15 protein-coding genes are annotated in these 15,302 nt (G+C 68.1%); 9 read left to right on the top strand and 6 right to left on the bottom strand.

Annotation, left to right across the window (positions count from 1 at the left end; translation table 11 throughout):
• Positions 1-96 precede the first annotated feature (96 nt).
• On the bottom strand, positions 97-480 hold the full coding sequence (locus LGN19_RS09020) for a tautomerase family protein (RefSeq protein WP_226214087.1): 384 nt from the start codon (positions 478-480) through the stop codon (positions 97-99).
• Positions 481-595: 115 nt separating this feature from the next.
• Here LGN19_RS09020 and LGN19_RS09025 point away from each other — a divergent pair, with 115 nt between their 5' ends.
• The 5 genes from LGN19_RS09025 to LGN19_RS09045 all read left to right on the top strand — a co-directional run bounded on the left by LGN19_RS09025 (position 596) and on the right by LGN19_RS09045 (position 5,292).
• Positions 596-1,453: a LysR family transcriptional regulator gene (locus LGN19_RS09025; RefSeq protein WP_226214089.1), complete on the top strand. Its 858-nt coding sequence runs from the start codon at positions 596-598 to the stop codon at positions 1,451-1,453.
• Positions 1,454-1,494: 41 nt separating this feature from the next.
• Positions 1,495-2,418, top strand: a complete 924-nt coding sequence (locus LGN19_RS09030) for a DMT family transporter (RefSeq protein ID WP_122949142.1) — start codon at positions 1,495-1,497, stop codon at positions 2,416-2,418.
• Between the two features lie 67 nt (positions 2,419-2,485).
• Positions 2,486-3,265 carry a sensor histidine kinase gene (locus LGN19_RS09035; protein ID WP_226214091.1) on the top strand — a complete coding sequence of 260 codons (780 nt, stop codon included), beginning with the start codon at positions 2,486-2,488 and terminating at the stop codon, positions 3,263-3,265.
• A gap of 76 nt (positions 3,266-3,341) precedes the next feature.
• Positions 3,342-4,685, top strand: a complete 1,344-nt coding sequence (locus LGN19_RS09040) for a hemolysin family protein (protein WP_122949140.1) — start codon at positions 3,342-3,344, stop codon at positions 4,683-4,685.
• A gap of 22 nt (positions 4,686-4,707) precedes the next feature.
• The gene (locus LGN19_RS09045; protein ID WP_226214093.1) at positions 4,708-5,292 is read left to right on the top strand and encodes a thiamine phosphate synthase; all 585 of its coding nucleotides are present in this window, start codon (positions 4,708-4,710) and stop codon (positions 5,290-5,292) included.
• 71 nt (positions 5,293-5,363) lie between these two features.
• Here the strand turns inward: LGN19_RS09045 and LGN19_RS09050 are convergent, their stop codons facing one another.
• Positions 5,364-7,019, bottom strand: a complete 1,656-nt coding sequence (locus tag LGN19_RS09050; protein ID WP_226214572.1) for a DUF3459 domain-containing protein — start codon at positions 7,017-7,019, stop codon at positions 5,364-5,366.
• Positions 7,020-7,326: 307 nt separating this feature from the next.
• Here LGN19_RS09050 and LGN19_RS09055 point away from each other — a divergent pair, with 307 nt between their 5' ends.
• Entirely contained in the window at positions 7,327-8,034 is a 708-nt protein-coding gene (locus LGN19_RS09055) for a class I SAM-dependent methyltransferase (RefSeq protein ID WP_226214095.1), read from the top strand.
• A gap of 167 nt (positions 8,035-8,201) precedes the next feature.
• Positions 8,202-8,870: a glutathione S-transferase gene (locus LGN19_RS09060; RefSeq protein WP_122949732.1), complete on the top strand. Its 669-nt coding sequence runs from the start codon at positions 8,202-8,204 to the stop codon at positions 8,868-8,870.
• Positions 8,871-8,882: 12 nt separating this feature from the next.
• On the opposite strand, the gene LGN19_RS09065 is transcribed toward LGN19_RS09060, so the two are convergent.
• Positions 8,883-9,536: a DUF1345 domain-containing protein gene (locus LGN19_RS09065; RefSeq protein ID WP_043177847.1), complete on the bottom strand. Its 654-nt coding sequence runs from the start codon at positions 9,534-9,536 to the stop codon at positions 8,883-8,885.
• A gap of 136 nt (positions 9,537-9,672) precedes the next feature.
• Here LGN19_RS09065 and LGN19_RS09070 point away from each other — a divergent pair, with 136 nt between their 5' ends.
• On the top strand, positions 9,673-10,404 hold the full coding sequence (locus LGN19_RS09070; protein ID WP_226214097.1) for a metallophosphoesterase: 732 nt from the start codon (positions 9,673-9,675) through the stop codon (positions 10,402-10,404).
• A gap of 81 nt (positions 10,405-10,485) precedes the next feature.
• Here the strand turns inward: LGN19_RS09070 and LGN19_RS09075 are convergent, their stop codons facing one another.
• Both LGN19_RS09075 and LGN19_RS09080 read right to left on the bottom strand, forming a co-directional pair.
• Positions 10,486-11,181, bottom strand: coding sequence for an RES family NAD+ phosphorylase (locus LGN19_RS09075; protein WP_226214098.1), 696 nt, complete (start codon positions 11,179-11,181; stop codon positions 10,486-10,488).
• Between the two features lie 2 nt (positions 11,182-11,183).
• On the bottom strand, positions 11,184-11,603 hold the full coding sequence (locus tag LGN19_RS09080) for an MbcA/ParS/Xre antitoxin family protein (protein ID WP_043177863.1): 420 nt from the start codon (positions 11,601-11,603) through the stop codon (positions 11,184-11,186).
• A gap of 234 nt (positions 11,604-11,837) precedes the next feature.
• Between LGN19_RS09080 and LGN19_RS09085 the strand changes: the two genes are divergently transcribed.
• Entirely contained in the window at positions 11,838-12,620 is a 783-nt protein-coding gene (locus LGN19_RS09085; RefSeq protein WP_226214100.1) for an ABC transporter substrate-binding protein, read from the top strand.
• A 1,073-nt stretch (positions 12,621-13,693) separates the two neighbouring features.
• On the opposite strand, the gene LGN19_RS09090 is transcribed toward LGN19_RS09085, so the two are convergent.
• Positions 13,694-15,175, bottom strand: coding sequence for a sigma-54 dependent transcriptional regulator (locus LGN19_RS09090; protein ID WP_122949133.1), 1,482 nt, complete (start codon positions 15,173-15,175; stop codon positions 13,694-13,696).
• Positions 15,176-15,302: the final 127 nt, after the last annotated feature.

Raw genomic sequence — 15,302 nt, forward strand, 5'->3', positions numbered from 1 at the left:
GCATCGATCGCGCCGGCGTCACTCGTGAAGCTGCTTCCATAGTACACGTCGCCAAAACTCGCAGTCGACGATCTGGCCCTGTCGCGCTGTCGCAGATCAAACGGCGTATTGCGCGAGGCCGTTGCCGAACGACCAGTCCTCCTTCAGCACCTCGACAAGACTGATGAATACGTCCTGCTGTCGCACACCGGGCTGCTGCGCAAGGTTGTCCGCGATCGCCCGGTACAGCGCCCGCTTCTGCTCGAGCGTGCGCGTGTTGTTCGCGGTGATCTGGATCATCACGAGATCGTCGCTGCGCTCGATGTCGAGGTAGTGGCGACCGAACACGAAGTTCTCGGCCGCATGCTCGGTGACGACCATGAAGATGTCGTCCTCGGGCACGTTGAACGTGTGCATCAACGCGCGATGCACGCCGTCGACGAGCGCCGCGCGGTAGGCGGCCGGTTTGCCTACGCGGACTGCGATGCGGGTGAATGGCATGGTCCTGCTCCTGTCGGTGAAGTTGACGTTGAAGAACGGAAACACAGCGTCAGGTTAGGCTCGCCGAACTATAATGAACAGTCATTGATGAATATTTCATCCATTTATATTTGAAATGAAAGTCCTGGACCTCGATGCCGTCCGCGCATTCGTGCTGGTCGCCGATCTCGCCAGCTTCACGCGCGCCGCCGATGCGCTCGGCACCACCCAGTCGGCCGTCAGCCTGAAGCTGAAGCGGCTGGAGGCCCACCTCGGCAAGCCGCTGCTCGCGCGCACGCCGCGCGTCGTCAAGCTGGCCGCCGACGGCGAGAATTTCCTGCCGGCCGCCCGCGCGCTGCTCGACGCGCACGATCACGCGCTCGGCGCGATCTCGGCCGGCACGCACCGGCTGTCGCTCGGCGTCAGCGAGCACGTCGCGGTGCCCGACCTGCCGGCCGTGCTCACGAGCCTGCATCGGCAGGATCCCGGGTTGACGCTGGAAATGCATCTCGGCACGTCGACGAATCTGCTCGCGCAATACGACGAACGCCGGTTCGACGCGGTGATCGTGCGGCACGAGCCGGGCGAAGACCCGCCGCGCGAAGACGGCACGCTGCTGTTTTCCGAACCGCTGGCCTGGCTCGCCGCGCCGGACTGGATGCCGCGTGCGGGAGAACCGCTACCGCTCGCGGTGCTGGCCGGCCCGTGCGGCGTGCGGGCCGCCGCGCTGCGCGCGCTCGACCATGCGGGGCGGCCGTGGCGCGAGCGCTTTACGGGCGGCGGCGTGGCGGCGGTCACGGCGGCCGCTGCCGCGGGGCTTGCCGTCTGCCCGCTGGCGCGGCGGGTCGCGCCACGCACACTGGTCGACGTCGGCGCGAAATTCGGGCTGCCGCCGCTGCCCCTGTCGCAGGTCGTGCTGTATTCGCGCGTACGCGACGCACGTGCCGCCGCCGCATTGCGAAGGTTTGCCGACAGCCTTGCAATCTCGGCGTAAACTAGCGGATTACGCCGCCCGCAATCTCCAGAAGAATTCCAATGAAGACCGAAGCCCGCAAGCACCTCCGTGCCAACCTGCTGATGCTCGCCGCCGCCGCGATCTGGGGTTCGGCTTTCGTCGCCCAACGCCTGAGCCTCGACGTGATCGGGCCGTTCCTGTTCACGGGGCTCCGTTTCCTGCTCGGCGCACTGGTGCTGGTGCCGCTGCTGATGCTGAACACGGCGTCGCGTGCGCAGTTCGCGGCGATCCGCCGCGAGCCGGTGCTGCTGCTGCCGGGCCTCGCGCTCGGCGGGCTGCTGGCGGTATCGATTTCGCTGCAGCAGATCGGCCTGCAGTACACGCGCATCGCCAACGCGGGCTTCATCAGCTCGCTGTACGTCGTGATCGTGCCGCTGATGGGCGTGTTCGCCCGTCACCGGATCGGCCCGGGCACCTGGTTCGGCGCGCTGCTCGCGGCAATCGGCCTGTATTTCCTCAGCATCAACGAGCACTTCTCGGTGCTGTACGGCGACTGGTTCCAGCTCGCCGGCGCCGTGATCATCGCCGCGCACGTGATGGCCGTCGGCCATTTCGCGAAGCGCCACAATCCGCTCGTGCTCGCATTCATGCAGTTCGTCGTGTGTGGCGTGGCATGCCTCGCGGTCGGCCTCGTCATCGAGCCGGTCAGCGGCACGATGCTGCGCAACGCACTGCCGACGCTGCTGTACGGCGGCCTGCTGTCGGTCGGCGTCGGCTATACGCTGCAGGTCGTCGCGCAACGCGACGCGGCGCCCGCGCACGCGGCCGTGATCTTCAGCATGGAAGGCGTGTTCGCGGCGATCGCCGGCTGGGCCGCGCTCGGCGAAACGCTGACGCTGCGTGCGCTCGTCGGCTGCGCGCTGATGCTGGCCGGCCTGCTCGCGTGCCAGTTGCTGCCGAACGGCGACGCCCGGAAAAAGGACGAGGACGCGCTGCCGGCGTGACACGCACCGTCCCTATAATGGCGGTTCGCGTGACTTCCACGCCAACCGCTTCCGACAGGCCAGCTCCGTGACGTCCACTTCCGTCGATCCCGCCGCCGACCTGCTGCGCGAACGCGCAGCGCATTACGCCACCCAGGCGGCGCTGTTCCTGCGCGACCAGGCGCTCTCCACCGCGTCGCACGACCTGCGCAGCCCGCTGAATGCGATGCACAGCTGGGCATACGTGCTCGAGCGCCAGCTCGCCAACGCCGATCCGAACCTGCAGCGCGCGCTCGCCGGCATCCGCACGGGCATCGACCAGCAGGTTGCGCTGATCGACGACGTGCTCGACGCGCCGCGCGCGGAAACGCGCACGCTCGCACTCAAGCCGCAGCCGTTCGCGCTGCGCCCGTTGCTCGACGACACGATCGCGCTCGTGCGTTTCGCGCTCGCCGACGCACGGCAGGTCGCGCTCGACGTGACGCTGCCGGACGGCGAACCGTCGTTGACCGCCGACCGCGAACGCATCGCGCAGGCACTCTGGACGATGCTGACGGCTGCGGTCGAAGTCAGTGCCGCCGGCGGCCGCGTGACGTTCGCGTGCGCCCGCGACGGCGTGCAGTTCACCGCGCGCGCCACCTGCACCGTGAACGCCGGCGCGCTCGCCGATCCCGCGCAGCCGCACGCGTTCGATTCGTTCGCTCGCCGCGAAATGCTGCGCGAGCGCGACGCCAAGCGGATCGCCTGGACGCTCGCACTCTGCCAGCGGGTCGCGCTCGCACACGGCGGCACGTGCTCGCACGACGCGTTCGCCGATGGCGCGACCGCCGCCATCACGTTCTCCGTCCCCGGTGAGGCGCCGGTGTAAGCAATCGGCCGCCCGATACATTACAAATTCCTTTCTGGCTCTATACTGTTGGGCCTGTCATAACCGGAGTGTTTCTTTGTTACAGATCTTCGCGCTCATCGGCGCGTTGTTCCTGGTGGCCCTGAACGGGTTCTTCGTCGCGGCCGAATTCGGCCTCGTCAAACTGCGCGCCACGCGCGTCAAGACACTGGCCCGCAAGCACGGCCTGCGCGGCCGCATCCTCGGCATCGTGCACGGCCGGCTCGACGCGTATCTTTCCGCGTGCCAGCTAGGCATCACGCTCGCGTCGCTCGGCCTCGGCTGGGTCGGCGAACCGGCCTTCGCGCAACTGCTCGGCCCGCTGCTCGACCTGATCGGCGTGCAGTCCGAACGCGTCGTGCACCTGGTCTCGCTCGTGTTCGCGTTCTCGCTGATCTCGTTCCTGCACATCGTCGTCGGCGAGCTGGCGCCGAAATCGATGGCGATCCGCCAGTCGGAAAAGGTCGGCCTGTGGGTCGCGCTGCCGCTCTACGCGTTCTACTGGGCGATGTATCCGGCGATCTGGGTGCTCAACAACAGCGCCAACGCGGTGCTGCGGCTCGCGGGGCTGTCCGCGGACCACGGCGGCGACGCCCACTACTCGACCGACGAGCTGAAGCTGATCCTGCGCAGCCGCCGCAGCACGGCCGGCAATCCGGCCCAGCCGGCGCGCGGCACGTACAGCAACGACGAGTGGAACACGCTCGCGCATTCGCTCGATTTTTCGTCGATGACCGTGTCGGACCTGATGCGGCCGGCCCATGAAATGATCGGCCTGCGCCGCGACCTGCCGCTACCCGACAACATGGAGATCGTCGCGCGGCACCGCTTCAGCCGCTATCCGCTGTTCGAGAATGCGTCGCGCGAACAGGTGAGCGGACTGATCCACCTGAAGGACCTGCTGCTCGCACGTCATGCCGGCGCGGCGCTGGAAGACCTGTCGGACTACGTGCGCCCCGTGCAGTACGTGAAGCCCGACACGCCCGCGCTCGACCTGTTCCGCCGCTTCCGCAAGGGCGCGCCGCACTTCGCGCTGGTCGGCAACAAGGGCGAGAAGCCGATCGGCTTCCTGACGCTCGACAACCTGCTCGGCGCGCTGGTCGGCCAGATCCACGACGAGTTCCGCCAGGGCGACGCCGACTGGAGCCGCCTCGACGACGGCACGCTGATGGGCAAGGGCAGCCTGCCCGTCGTGTCGCTCGAGCAGGCGCTCGGCATCGACATCGACGAAGGCCGCGCGGAATCGGTTGGCGGCCTCGTGATCCAGGCGCTCAGCGACCTGCCGACCGAAGGGCAGCGCGTGTCGTTCGATCGCTTCGACGTCGTCGTGAAGAAGATGAACGGGCCGCGCATCGTGCTCGTGCGCGTCTACCCGAAGATCGCGAAAGAGGCCGACGAATGACGGCCGCGCTTCGCCGCACGCGATGAACGCCACGCTGCCGCGCTGCTGCGTGATCACGCCGGAACCGGCGTCCGCGTCGGCGGCCGATTGCGCGGCGTTCCTCGATCGATTGTCGGCCGTGCTCGCGCGCGGCGAGACTCTCGTGCAGCTGCGCGTGAAATCGCTCGACGCAACCGCGTTCGCCTCACTCGCCGCCGCCGCGCTCGCGCGCTGCGACGCGGCCGGCGCGCACCTGATGCTGAACGGCCCGATCGATGCGGCCGGCGTGATGCGGCTCGACGGCGCCGGCTGGCATCTCGACGGCACCGCATTGCGCGCCGCCGCGCAGCGGCCTTTGCCAGCCGGAAGGTGGGTGTCCGCCGCCTGTCACACGCGCGACGACCTGCTGCTGGCCGCGCGTGCCGGCGCGGATTTCGTCACGCTGTCGCCCGTGTTGCCGACGCTCAGCCACCCCGGGGCGCCGACGCTCGGCTGGGCGCAGTTCGAAACGCTGGCTGCCCAGGCCGCGATGCCCGTCTTCGCACTCGGCGGCATGACGCGCACGCACCTCGACGACGCGCGCCGCCACGGCGCGTACGGCGTCGCGGGCATTCGCGGGTTCTGGTAGCTCGGGGATTTCCTGCGGCGCAGCCGGGCGCACACACACCCGGCCGTTCGGACGCTGACTCGCTCACATCATCATGCGTTCAGGTTCGGACGCATGTCTCGCCACGCACCGTCATCGATGCGACGCGCATCGTGCGTGAGCGCATACCGGTTGACGTCGCCCGTCAGCCACGCGACGAGCGAATACGGCGGCAACACCCGTTCATCGACCCGGTCGCGCGCACGGGCCGGCGTCTCGAACACGACCCGCCCTTTCGGGGCGTCGAACGGCAGCGCCTCGGGCGACAGGTTCAACGCGATCGTCAGCGTCTCGTCGTCGGCGAGCCGCCATGATGCAAGCAGCGCGTCGGCATCGCCGTCGCCGTCCGACTTCAGCGCACGCGCATCCTGCGGCCGGCAATCGGACAGCCGCGGCGCGATCAGCTTCGCGCGCACCGCCAGCGCCGACTGCACGAAATGCGCGCGATCGACATCGCGCGCGGTTTCGTCGAAGATCAACGGAATTTGCGGCGTGAGCAGCGACAGCGCAAGCGCGGCCAGACCGGCCTCCTGCCCGTGGTCGCCCTGCCCGCTGTCGCGCCACGCGCCATCGGACAGCACCAGCGACGTCAACGACAGCCCGCTGTCGGCAGCCATCATGCCCTCTCCCGACGCGGCCGGCTGGAACGCAGCCCCGGCCGCGGTGAGCGCGCGGGCGAGCGTGTGGATCGACTGGTGCGTGGAAATGCCTTCGTGACCCGACGCGTCGCGCCCCGTCAGCCGGTGCAGCGCACGTTCGCCGCACCCGTTCCACTGCGCATCGAAATGGGTATCGGCAAGATGCGCCGGATGCCGCTCGCTGCCGAGCACGAGGTGGATCAGGCGGTCGGCTGGCACGGCGGCGCGCACACGATCCGCGATCTCGCGCAGCCACGACACGCCGATCCGGTCGGCTTCGCGCAGGCGCAGCCCGTCGCAACGGTACTCATCGATCCAGTACAGCGCGTTGTCGCAGAAGAAATCGCAGACTTCCGGATGATCGAGCGCGAGCGGCGGCGCCTGCAGCGGATCGTCGCGCGTATGGAAGAACGGCACCGCGTAGTGGCGCAGCGCGTCGGTGCCGCTGCCGAAGCGCGCGTAGTCGAGCTCCAGCAGCACCGCGAGACCGTAGCCATGCGCATCGTCGATCAGCGCCTTCAGCGCATCGGGCCCGCCTTCGGCCGCGAGCGGCGCGAACGGCAGGCTGTCGTGCGGCGACGCCAGCAGTTCCAGCGCAGTCACGCCGAGGCGCGCGAGTCGCGGCAGGCGCCGGCGCACGCCGTCGAAGCCGCCCACCGCGTGCGGACGAATCGCGTAGAGCGCGATGTCTTCCCACGCGCGCCCGTGCCAGAACGTGTTGCGCCAGGTGAACGCGCGCGGATCGACGACCTCGCTCGGGCCGTTGAGCCCTTCGGGTTGCGAGCGCGACGCGGGATCGGGAATCGATACCGTATCGTCGAGGCGATAGCGGTAAAGCGCACCCGCGCCACAATCGGCGAAGACTTCGAACCAGTTCGTGCCGGCGGCCGTCATCGGGACGAGCAACGGGCCAAAGCCGGTATCGAGTTCGAGCTGGACCTGCGTGCTGCCCGGCGCCCACACGCGAAAATGCGTGCGCGGCGTCGCGCAGAGCGCGCCACAGGGCTGTGCGCCGAACGGCAAGCAGTGAATGTGGTGCTGCGCATACGGATCGTGCGGACAATCGGACATCATGCGCTCCTCGTGCGTACCGAGCGGCATGGCCACGCCAGCGGCGCGGCACATCGGGGCCCGGCATGCGACGGCCAGGCGGGGGGAGAGAAACGAGTATGCGCCGGATTCGCCACCGCGATGCGTCGCTCCCGGACATTTTTAAATACGAATCGACCCCGGGAAAACCCGCAATCCGGCAAGTGCCGGCGAGTCAGGTAGCCGGCATACCGGAATGATCACTCGCCTTGTTGCACCGGCTGCGCACGCTTACGCTCTGCGCCATGCTCGCGGACACGTCGTCCGCGCCCGACCCGAGGAACCCGCCATGTCGCTTCCCGCCAGCGCCGCCAAATTCGACCCGGCACGCGCACACGAATACGCCGAGCAATCGCGCATCGCGCTCGCCGGCTACGATGCCTGCCACGAACTCACCGCGTGCATGCTCGCCTCGGCCATCGATGCGCCCGATGCGCAGATCCTCGTCGCGGGCGCGGGCGGCACGGGGCAGGAAATCTGCGTGGCGGCCGCGCTCGAGCCGGGCTGGCGGCTCACGGCCGTCGATCCGTCCGCGCCGATGCTCGCGCTCGCGCGCTCGAACGTCGAGGCTGCGGGCTTCGGCACGCGCACGGCGTTCGTCGAAGATGGTGTCGATGCGTTGCCCGACACTCCCGCGTTCGATGGCGCGACGCTGATCGGCGTGCTGCATCACGTCCCGGGCGACGAAGCGAAGGCGGCGCTGCTGCATGCGATCGCGCGGCGCCTGAAACCCGGCGCGCCGCTCGTGCTCGCCGGCAATCATCGCCGCTACGCGGACCACCCTCGCCTGCTCGACGCATGGCAGCAGCGCTGGCGCATGAAGGGCGCGACGCCCGACGCCGTGCGCGCGCAACTCGCGAAGATCCTGCAGGGGGCCGATCCGCCCGCGTCCGAGGAAGCCGTGTTCGGCCTGCTGCGCGAGACGGGCTTCGACGCGCCGCTGCGCTTTTTTGCGAGCCTGTTCTGGGGCGCGTGGATCGCGGTGCGACGCGCGTGATGGATCGGGGCGGTCGACCAGACGCGGTTGGCTGGACGCGGTCAGCCAGACGCGGTCGGCCAGACGCGGTCGGCCAGACGCCGCTCGAAACGGGGCACGACGCGTTTCGCGTGCGCGCCACACGCGCTGGGTATGATGTCGTTTCCGCCCCCACTTCCGGTGTCGACATGCTCACGGTTCATCACCTGAACAACTCGCGCTCGCAGCGCGTGCTCTGGCTGCTCGAAGAACTGGACGTGCCGTACGAGATCGTGCGCTACGCGCGCGATCCGAAGACGATGCTCGCGCCAGCCGAGTTGCGCGCGATCCACCCGCTCGGCAAGTCGCCCGTCGTCACCGACGACGGCCGCACGTATGCCGAATCGGGCGCGATCATCGAGTACCTGGTCGAACGCTACGGCAACGGGCGCCTGGCGCCGCCGCCCGGCACGCCCGAGCGGCACGATTACACGTACTGGCTGCACTACGCGGAAGGGTCGGCGATGCCGCCGCTGCTGCTCAAGCTCGTCGCGCTGCGGATCGCGCACGCGCCGATGCCGTTCTTCGCAAAGCCGATCGCGCGCAAGATCGCCGACACGCTGCAGTCGAGCTTCGTCGATCCGCAGATCGCGCTGCATCTCGGCTATATCGACGACACGTTGAGCCGCACCGGCTGGTTCGTCGGCGACGGCTTCAGCGCCGCCGACATCCAGATGAGCTTTCCGCTCGAAGCCGCGACCGCGCGCGGGGGCGGCAGCCGGTATCCGGCGATCGCGCGTTTCCTCGACGCGATCCACGCGCGGCCCGCGTACCAGCGGGCGCTGGAGCGCGGCGGCCCGTACGACCTGCTCAAGTAACCTCGGCCTGCGTCAACTCAGCAGGCCCGCCGCGACGTTGATCGACAGCCCGAGCACGGCCATGTTGAAGTAGAACGACAGGATCGACTGCGCGAGCACCGAGCGCCGCGCGGAACGATTCGTCAGCGACACGTCGGCCGTCTGCGACGCGACCGCAAGCGTGAACGCGAAATACAGGAAATCCCAGTAATCGGGTTCGGGCTTCTGGTCCGGGAAGCGCAGCGCGCGATCGTTGCTCGGCGAGCCGTAATAGAGCCGCGCATAGTGCAGCGTGAAGATCGTCGGGATCAGGAACCACGCGCCGAACAGCGTCGCGCCCGTGATCGCGTAATGGCTGAGCCCCGCGCGAAAGCCGACGCTCTTGGCGGTCGCGAGCTCGATCGCGATCGCGGCCACGCTCGCGACGGTCGCGATGCAGATGACCGTGAGCACGGTGGTCGCGTTTTCGTCGTCGCGGATCGCGATTTCGCGCACCTTGTGGTGGTGCGCGGTGACCATGCGCACCCACATCAGCGCGAGATACAGCCAGATCGCGCAATCCCAGCCGATCAGCGCACGCACCGTCGGACGCAGCGGAAACGGCAGCAGCACAGCGCACAGCAGGCCGGCGACGAACGCCGCGACCAGGCGCGGCCGGTTGCGTAATACCTGCGGATAAAACGTCATCATGTGATTCCGAAAGCGAATGGAAAGGTTCGGCCGACGCGCGGAGCAGCCCGCCGCGCCGTACCGGCGGGTACTGCCCCGATTATCGTCATTCCATCGTGACGTGGCGATGGGCGCGAGCGCCTAAGATAATGGGATGACTGCCACCGCCCCCCTCTGCCACCATCCGGCGAACACGGCCGGCCGCGACCTGGTCGTCGGCGACCTGCACGGCTGCGTGGATGTGCTGCGCGCCCTGCTGCACGACCTCCGCTTCGATCCGGCTCGCGACCGCCTGTTCTCGGTCGGCGACCTCGTCGACCGCGGCCCTGCCTCCGAAACCGCCCTCGACCTGCTCGACCGACCGTGGTGCCACGTCGTGCGCGGCAATCACGAGGAAGTGCTGAGCCTCGTGGCGCGCGGCAAGCTGTCGCCCGACGCGTGGCGCGGGATCGGCGGCGACTGGGGCGCCGACCTGCCGCCGGAACGGCTGCACGCGCATGCGGCGCGCGTCGACGCGCTGCCGCTCGTGCGCGTGATCGGCGACGGCCCCGGGCGCTTCAACGTGCTGCATGCGGAATTCTTCGGCTCGGATGCCGAGCTCGACACGGGCAGCTATGCGCACGACGTGCGCGAGCGGCTGATCTGGGGCCGCGATCTCGTCCAGGGGCTCGCCGATCCGGCGCGGCAGGCCGGGCTGTCGCTGACCTGCACCGGGCACACGCCCGTGCGCACGCCGCAGCGGATCGGTGCGCAGTGGTTCATCGACACGGGCGCGTTCGCACCGGCCGGGCGGCTCACGCTCGCCGAGCCGCGCACCGGGCGCACCTGGTCGATGACGCAGGCCGAAGCGCGCGAACGCCACGCAGGCGACTGGCCGTTGCCCTGAGCCCCTGATGCGCTGATGCGCCGTTGCCCTGAGGCCCTGAGGCCCTGATGCCCTGATACTTGCGAGCGGACCCGGCCGTACCTAGCCGACCTGGTTCAGTTCGAACACCGCATCGACGGCCGAGCCGTTCCAGTTGTACTCGAGATAGGCCGCGTGATGGCAGTCGCGCAGCAGCGCGGTACGGAACGCCGCCAGGCACTCGCCGCGCGGGTCGCGCACCGACGGATAGACGATTCCCGCGCCGCCGGCATTGCGCACCGCACGACCGAGCGCCTGCCCCGCGCTGTAATCGAGCGGATCCAGCAACGCCGGATCGCGTTTCGGCCACAGGCGCACATCGGCCACGTCGCCTTGCGCGATCACCGTGTAGAGCCGCATCTGCTGGCGCATCGGCGGCTCCTTCGTCGCGGCCAGGAACAGCGCGCTGTGATAGCGCGTTTCGGCGATCGCCGTATCGCGCGAGCGCGCACAGTAGAACACGCCATAGCTGCCGTCGGAAAAGCGGCTGCCCTGCGGATTCAGGTGCGTGAACGCGGCCATGATCGGCCCCCAGCCCTGCCCGTAGCGGCGCTCGGCGGGCGGCACGAGGTCGAGCGAGCCGACTTCATTGCGGATGCGATCGTTGGTCAGCGACTCGAGCGCATAAAGTGCGTCGAAATCGTCCGCCGATGCAACGCGGTCGAACAGGTTGATCGCCGGAAAACGGGTGGGAATCACGCGATAGGCAGGCACCCAGTCGACCGCGGTCGTGGGCCATTGTTGTACTTGGATCGGCATCGTCACGCCCAGCCACCTCGCATCGCGTCGAGATATTGCCGGACGGCGACCAGATCGCCGACATTGCCGGCGAGCATCCGGTCGAGTGCGCGCTTGCCGCCGAACGGCGCCGCGTCGTTGGGCCGCTTGACCCACGCATCGGCCGCGGCCGGCTGCGGCAGCAGGATCTGCAGTGCCTTGTAGATGCCGAGCAGCAGCGATAGCCGCTCGAGCGTATCGCGCGGCAGCCGCGCCGATTCTGGCGTGGCCTTCCACTTGAAGAACGTCGAACGGCCGGGCGACCCGAGCAGCACGATCTGCTCGTCGATCGTCAGCTCCCAGTCGCGCGCGATGTTGAAAAACGCGCGCAGGCCGGCCGCCGACATCTGCGCGACCGAGGCCTGCGGCGGGGCGGAATGCGAATCGTAGGCGGGCTGTGACATGATCGTTAGTCTCGAAACGAATTTACTAACAAGATTAGTCCATTTTCGTATTTTTGCAAGGGTCGACACCCGGCGACCGGCCGACACCTCCGTCGAAACGATATTTTTTGTCCATTCTGGACTCGGATTTTATTTTCTGCGTTAATGGCCGTGCGGACACCGCGCGCAGACGCGGTTCGTGTCCGTGAAACCGTGTCGCACAGAAACCGGAAGCACCCCGCCAAGGAACGCACCATGAAGAGACTGATTGCCGCTGTTTCGATCGCCCTGCTCGCGGTATCCGCAGGCCCCGCCGTCGCGAAGGACTGGACCACGATCCGCTTCGGCACCGATGCCAGCTACGCGCCGTTCGAGTCGAAGGCACCCGACGGCAAGCTCGTCGGCTTCGATATCGACCTCGGCAACGAGATCTGCGCGCGCCTGAAGGCGAAGTGCGTGTGGCTCGAGAACGATTTCGACGGGATGATTCCGGCGCTGAAGGCGAAGAAGTTCGACGCGGTGCTGTCGTCGATGTCGATCACGCCGCAACGCGCGCAGCAGATCGGCTTCACGACCAAGATCTACAACCAGCCGACGCGGCTCGTCGTGAAGAAGGGCTCGCCGCTGCTGCCGACGGCCGAATCGCTGAAGGGCAAATCGATCGGCGTCGAGCAGGGCACGACGCAGGAAACGTATGCGAAGGCGTACTGGGGCAAGCAAGGCGCGAACGTCGTGTCGTACCAGAACCAGGACGGCGTGTATGCGGACCTGACCTCGGGCCGCCTCGACGCGGCGCTGCAGGATGAGGTGCAGGCGGCCATCGGGTTCCTGAAATCGCCGCGCGGCGCGAACTACTCGTTCGTCGGCCCCGAACTCGTCGACGACAAGGTGCTCGGCATCGGCGCCGGCATCGGGTTGCGCAAGGAGGACACCGACCTGAAGGCGAAGATCGACGGCGCCATTCTCGACATGGTCAAGGACGGTACCTACAAGCGGCTCGCGTCGAAGTACTTCGACTTCGACATCTACGGCAGCTGAAACGGCGTCGCGCGCGTACGGGCGCCACTCCCGTCGCGCGCGTCCGACCGCCCCTCCCCTCACTACCGGACGGCAACGGCACGATGCCGTTCGCCGTCACATCGAATGCATCATCCGTCGCACGTGCGGCACGACGCTGCGCATTTCATTCGGATTGCAGATTGATCGTTCGCGACGACGCTGTCCGGCGCGAACGGATGTCGTACGGCTTCGGTCAGTAGGCGAAGACCGGGCGTCGAGGTACCGGCGCCCGTGCGCACATGCCCTTGCGAATCGGGTTCGCTTGCAGGAAAGTGCCGACCCGGCGCGGATGACCGGCAATCAGCCGGATCCGCCTCGCACCGGGCGCGGAGAGATGGCCTGTCGATGCATGCCGGCCGGCTGCGAGAACGACGTTCGACCGGCGATGCTCCGAATCACTGCGATCGCGGCCTGCCGGCCGCGGCGTGTGGCGATCGATCATTTTTCTTCCCCGTATCAGTCTGATGGTTGTTCCGGCAACCGGGCGAGGCCGGTGCCCCGACGATCAGGCGACGACGCTCCGTGCTCGCCGGAACGCGGCCGTGGTGCCGCACTCCGCCGCCGCATCCCCGCGGACTGGGTCCTGGCCGGTACTGACAGGGTTCGCTGCCGAACCGGACGGACCGTGCATCGTCGACCTTCGTACACCCTCTTCCGCAAGGAGCGGGCCAGCTTCGCGCGAGCCCGGCCGGACAAGGGGTTGACCGGACAGCGCGGCGTCCGGAACGGGGGCGGAATGCGGGAAGTTACGAATCTGAAACACGTGGCGCGCGGCACGCATCGGGCGCGTGGCGGCCCTGCCTTGCCGGATAAGGCTGAACAATGCAGCGCGGTATTTTTACCGATGGGCGGCCGGCCGTTCACCCCGATTTGCCGCGCAAATTTGCCTGGCCGCCGAGGCGAAATGTTTCATGCGCTTTACATGCCGTCGGCGGCGCAAAAATCGCGGGGCGCGCGCGGCAGGGATCGGCCGGCGCCGGGCCGGCCGACTGCACGGCAATAGGGCGAACCCGGCGTGCGCCGTATCGGTTCACGCGCCACGCGTGCGCCGCTCAGCCGACCCGCTGATGCCCCGCGTCGCCGGACGGCGCGCCATCGTGCCCGCCGTTGTCGCCGTTCCCGCCGTTGTTGTCGTGATCGTTCAGCCCGTGCTCGATCATCATCCGGTAGAGCGTCACGCGCGAAATGCCGAGTTCGGCTGCGGCCTTGTTGATGCGGTGATCGTTGCGCAACAGCGCATTCTCGATCGCGGTGCGCTCGGCGAGCGCCCGCGCCTGTTCGAGCGTCACCGGCTCGGTTTCGCCCGGCGTGTCGAGCCCGAGATCGTGCGGCGTCAGCAGCCGGCTCTCGGCCATCACGATCGCGCGCCGCACGCGGTTGATCAACTCGCGCACGTTGCCGGGCCACTCGTAGCGCCGCATCGCGTCGAGCGCGGCAGATGTGAAACCGCTGATCTTGCGGCCGCTGTCGGCCTTGTATTTCTGCAGCACGTAGTGCGCGAGGATGTCGATGTCCTTGCCGCGCGCGCGCAGCGGCGGCTCGTGGATGCGCAGCACGCACAGGCGGTGATAAAGGTCCGCGCGGAAGCGCCCGGCCTCGACCGCACCGTCGAGATCCACGTGGGTGGCCGAGATGATCCGCACGTCGACAGGAATCGATTCCTGTCCGCCGAGCCGCTCGATCCTCCCTTCCTGCAGGAAGCGCAGCAGGCTCGCCTGGCTTTCGACCGGCATGTCGCCGATTTCGTCGAGAAACAGCGTGCCGCCGTTCGCCGATTCGATCCGGCCCGCGCGCCGCTGGTTCGCGCCGGTGAACGCGCCGCGCTCGTAGCCGAACAGTTCCGACTGCAGCAGGTGATGCGGAATCGCACCGCAATTGATCGCGACGAACGGCCCCTTGCCGCGGCCGGAACGCTCATGAATCGCGAGCGCCGTCAGTTCCTTGCCGGTGCCCGACTCGCCCGAGATGAACACGCTCGCGTCGGTCTTCGCGACCTTGCGGATCGTGCTGAACAGCTGCTGCATCGCCTCGCAGTTGCCGATCATCCCGTGTTCGCCGATCGACGCCGCATAGGCCGCGCCATCGACGCGATCAAGCGCGGCCATCCCGCGCGCATGGCCGAGCACGTGCGAAATCCATTCGTAGGGCAACGGCAGGGTGACGTAATCGAAGCAATAGCTGCGGATCATTTCCCGCACGGCGGGGCCGATCGTGATGCCGGCCTGCGCGATGGAAATCCAGCCGATCGACGGCTGGCTCAGGCACGCCTTCAGCGCGGGATAGTCGCGCGACGTGAACCCGGTGAAATCGACCAGACCGGCGGCAACGGTCACGCCGGACGTCATGTTCTGCGCGGCGCCGGCCGTCTTCGCGACGGAGATTTCCCAGCCGAGCCCGCGCAGTTGCGCAAGCAACGGCTCGTCGGGCGAACGCATGATCACGAACAGCTTGCGCCCGTCTTCGGGCGCGGTGACGGACACATGCGTCATCTCGGACACCGCTTGCCCGTTTGCGTCAGGTGACCTAGCAACCATCGTTGTTCCCCGCTTGGCGTTGGTATCGCGCCGGCTCGCCGTCGCGCGCGACGGACCTCGATAGAACCGACATATTGGCCGCATTTCCGTCCGAATAAAATCCCCCCGCGCACGAATCACGCGAGAG

The organism is Burkholderia sp. AU30198 (assembly GCF_020419825.1).
Classification (GTDB): domain Bacteria; phylum Pseudomonadota; class Gammaproteobacteria; order Burkholderiales; family Burkholderiaceae; genus Burkholderia.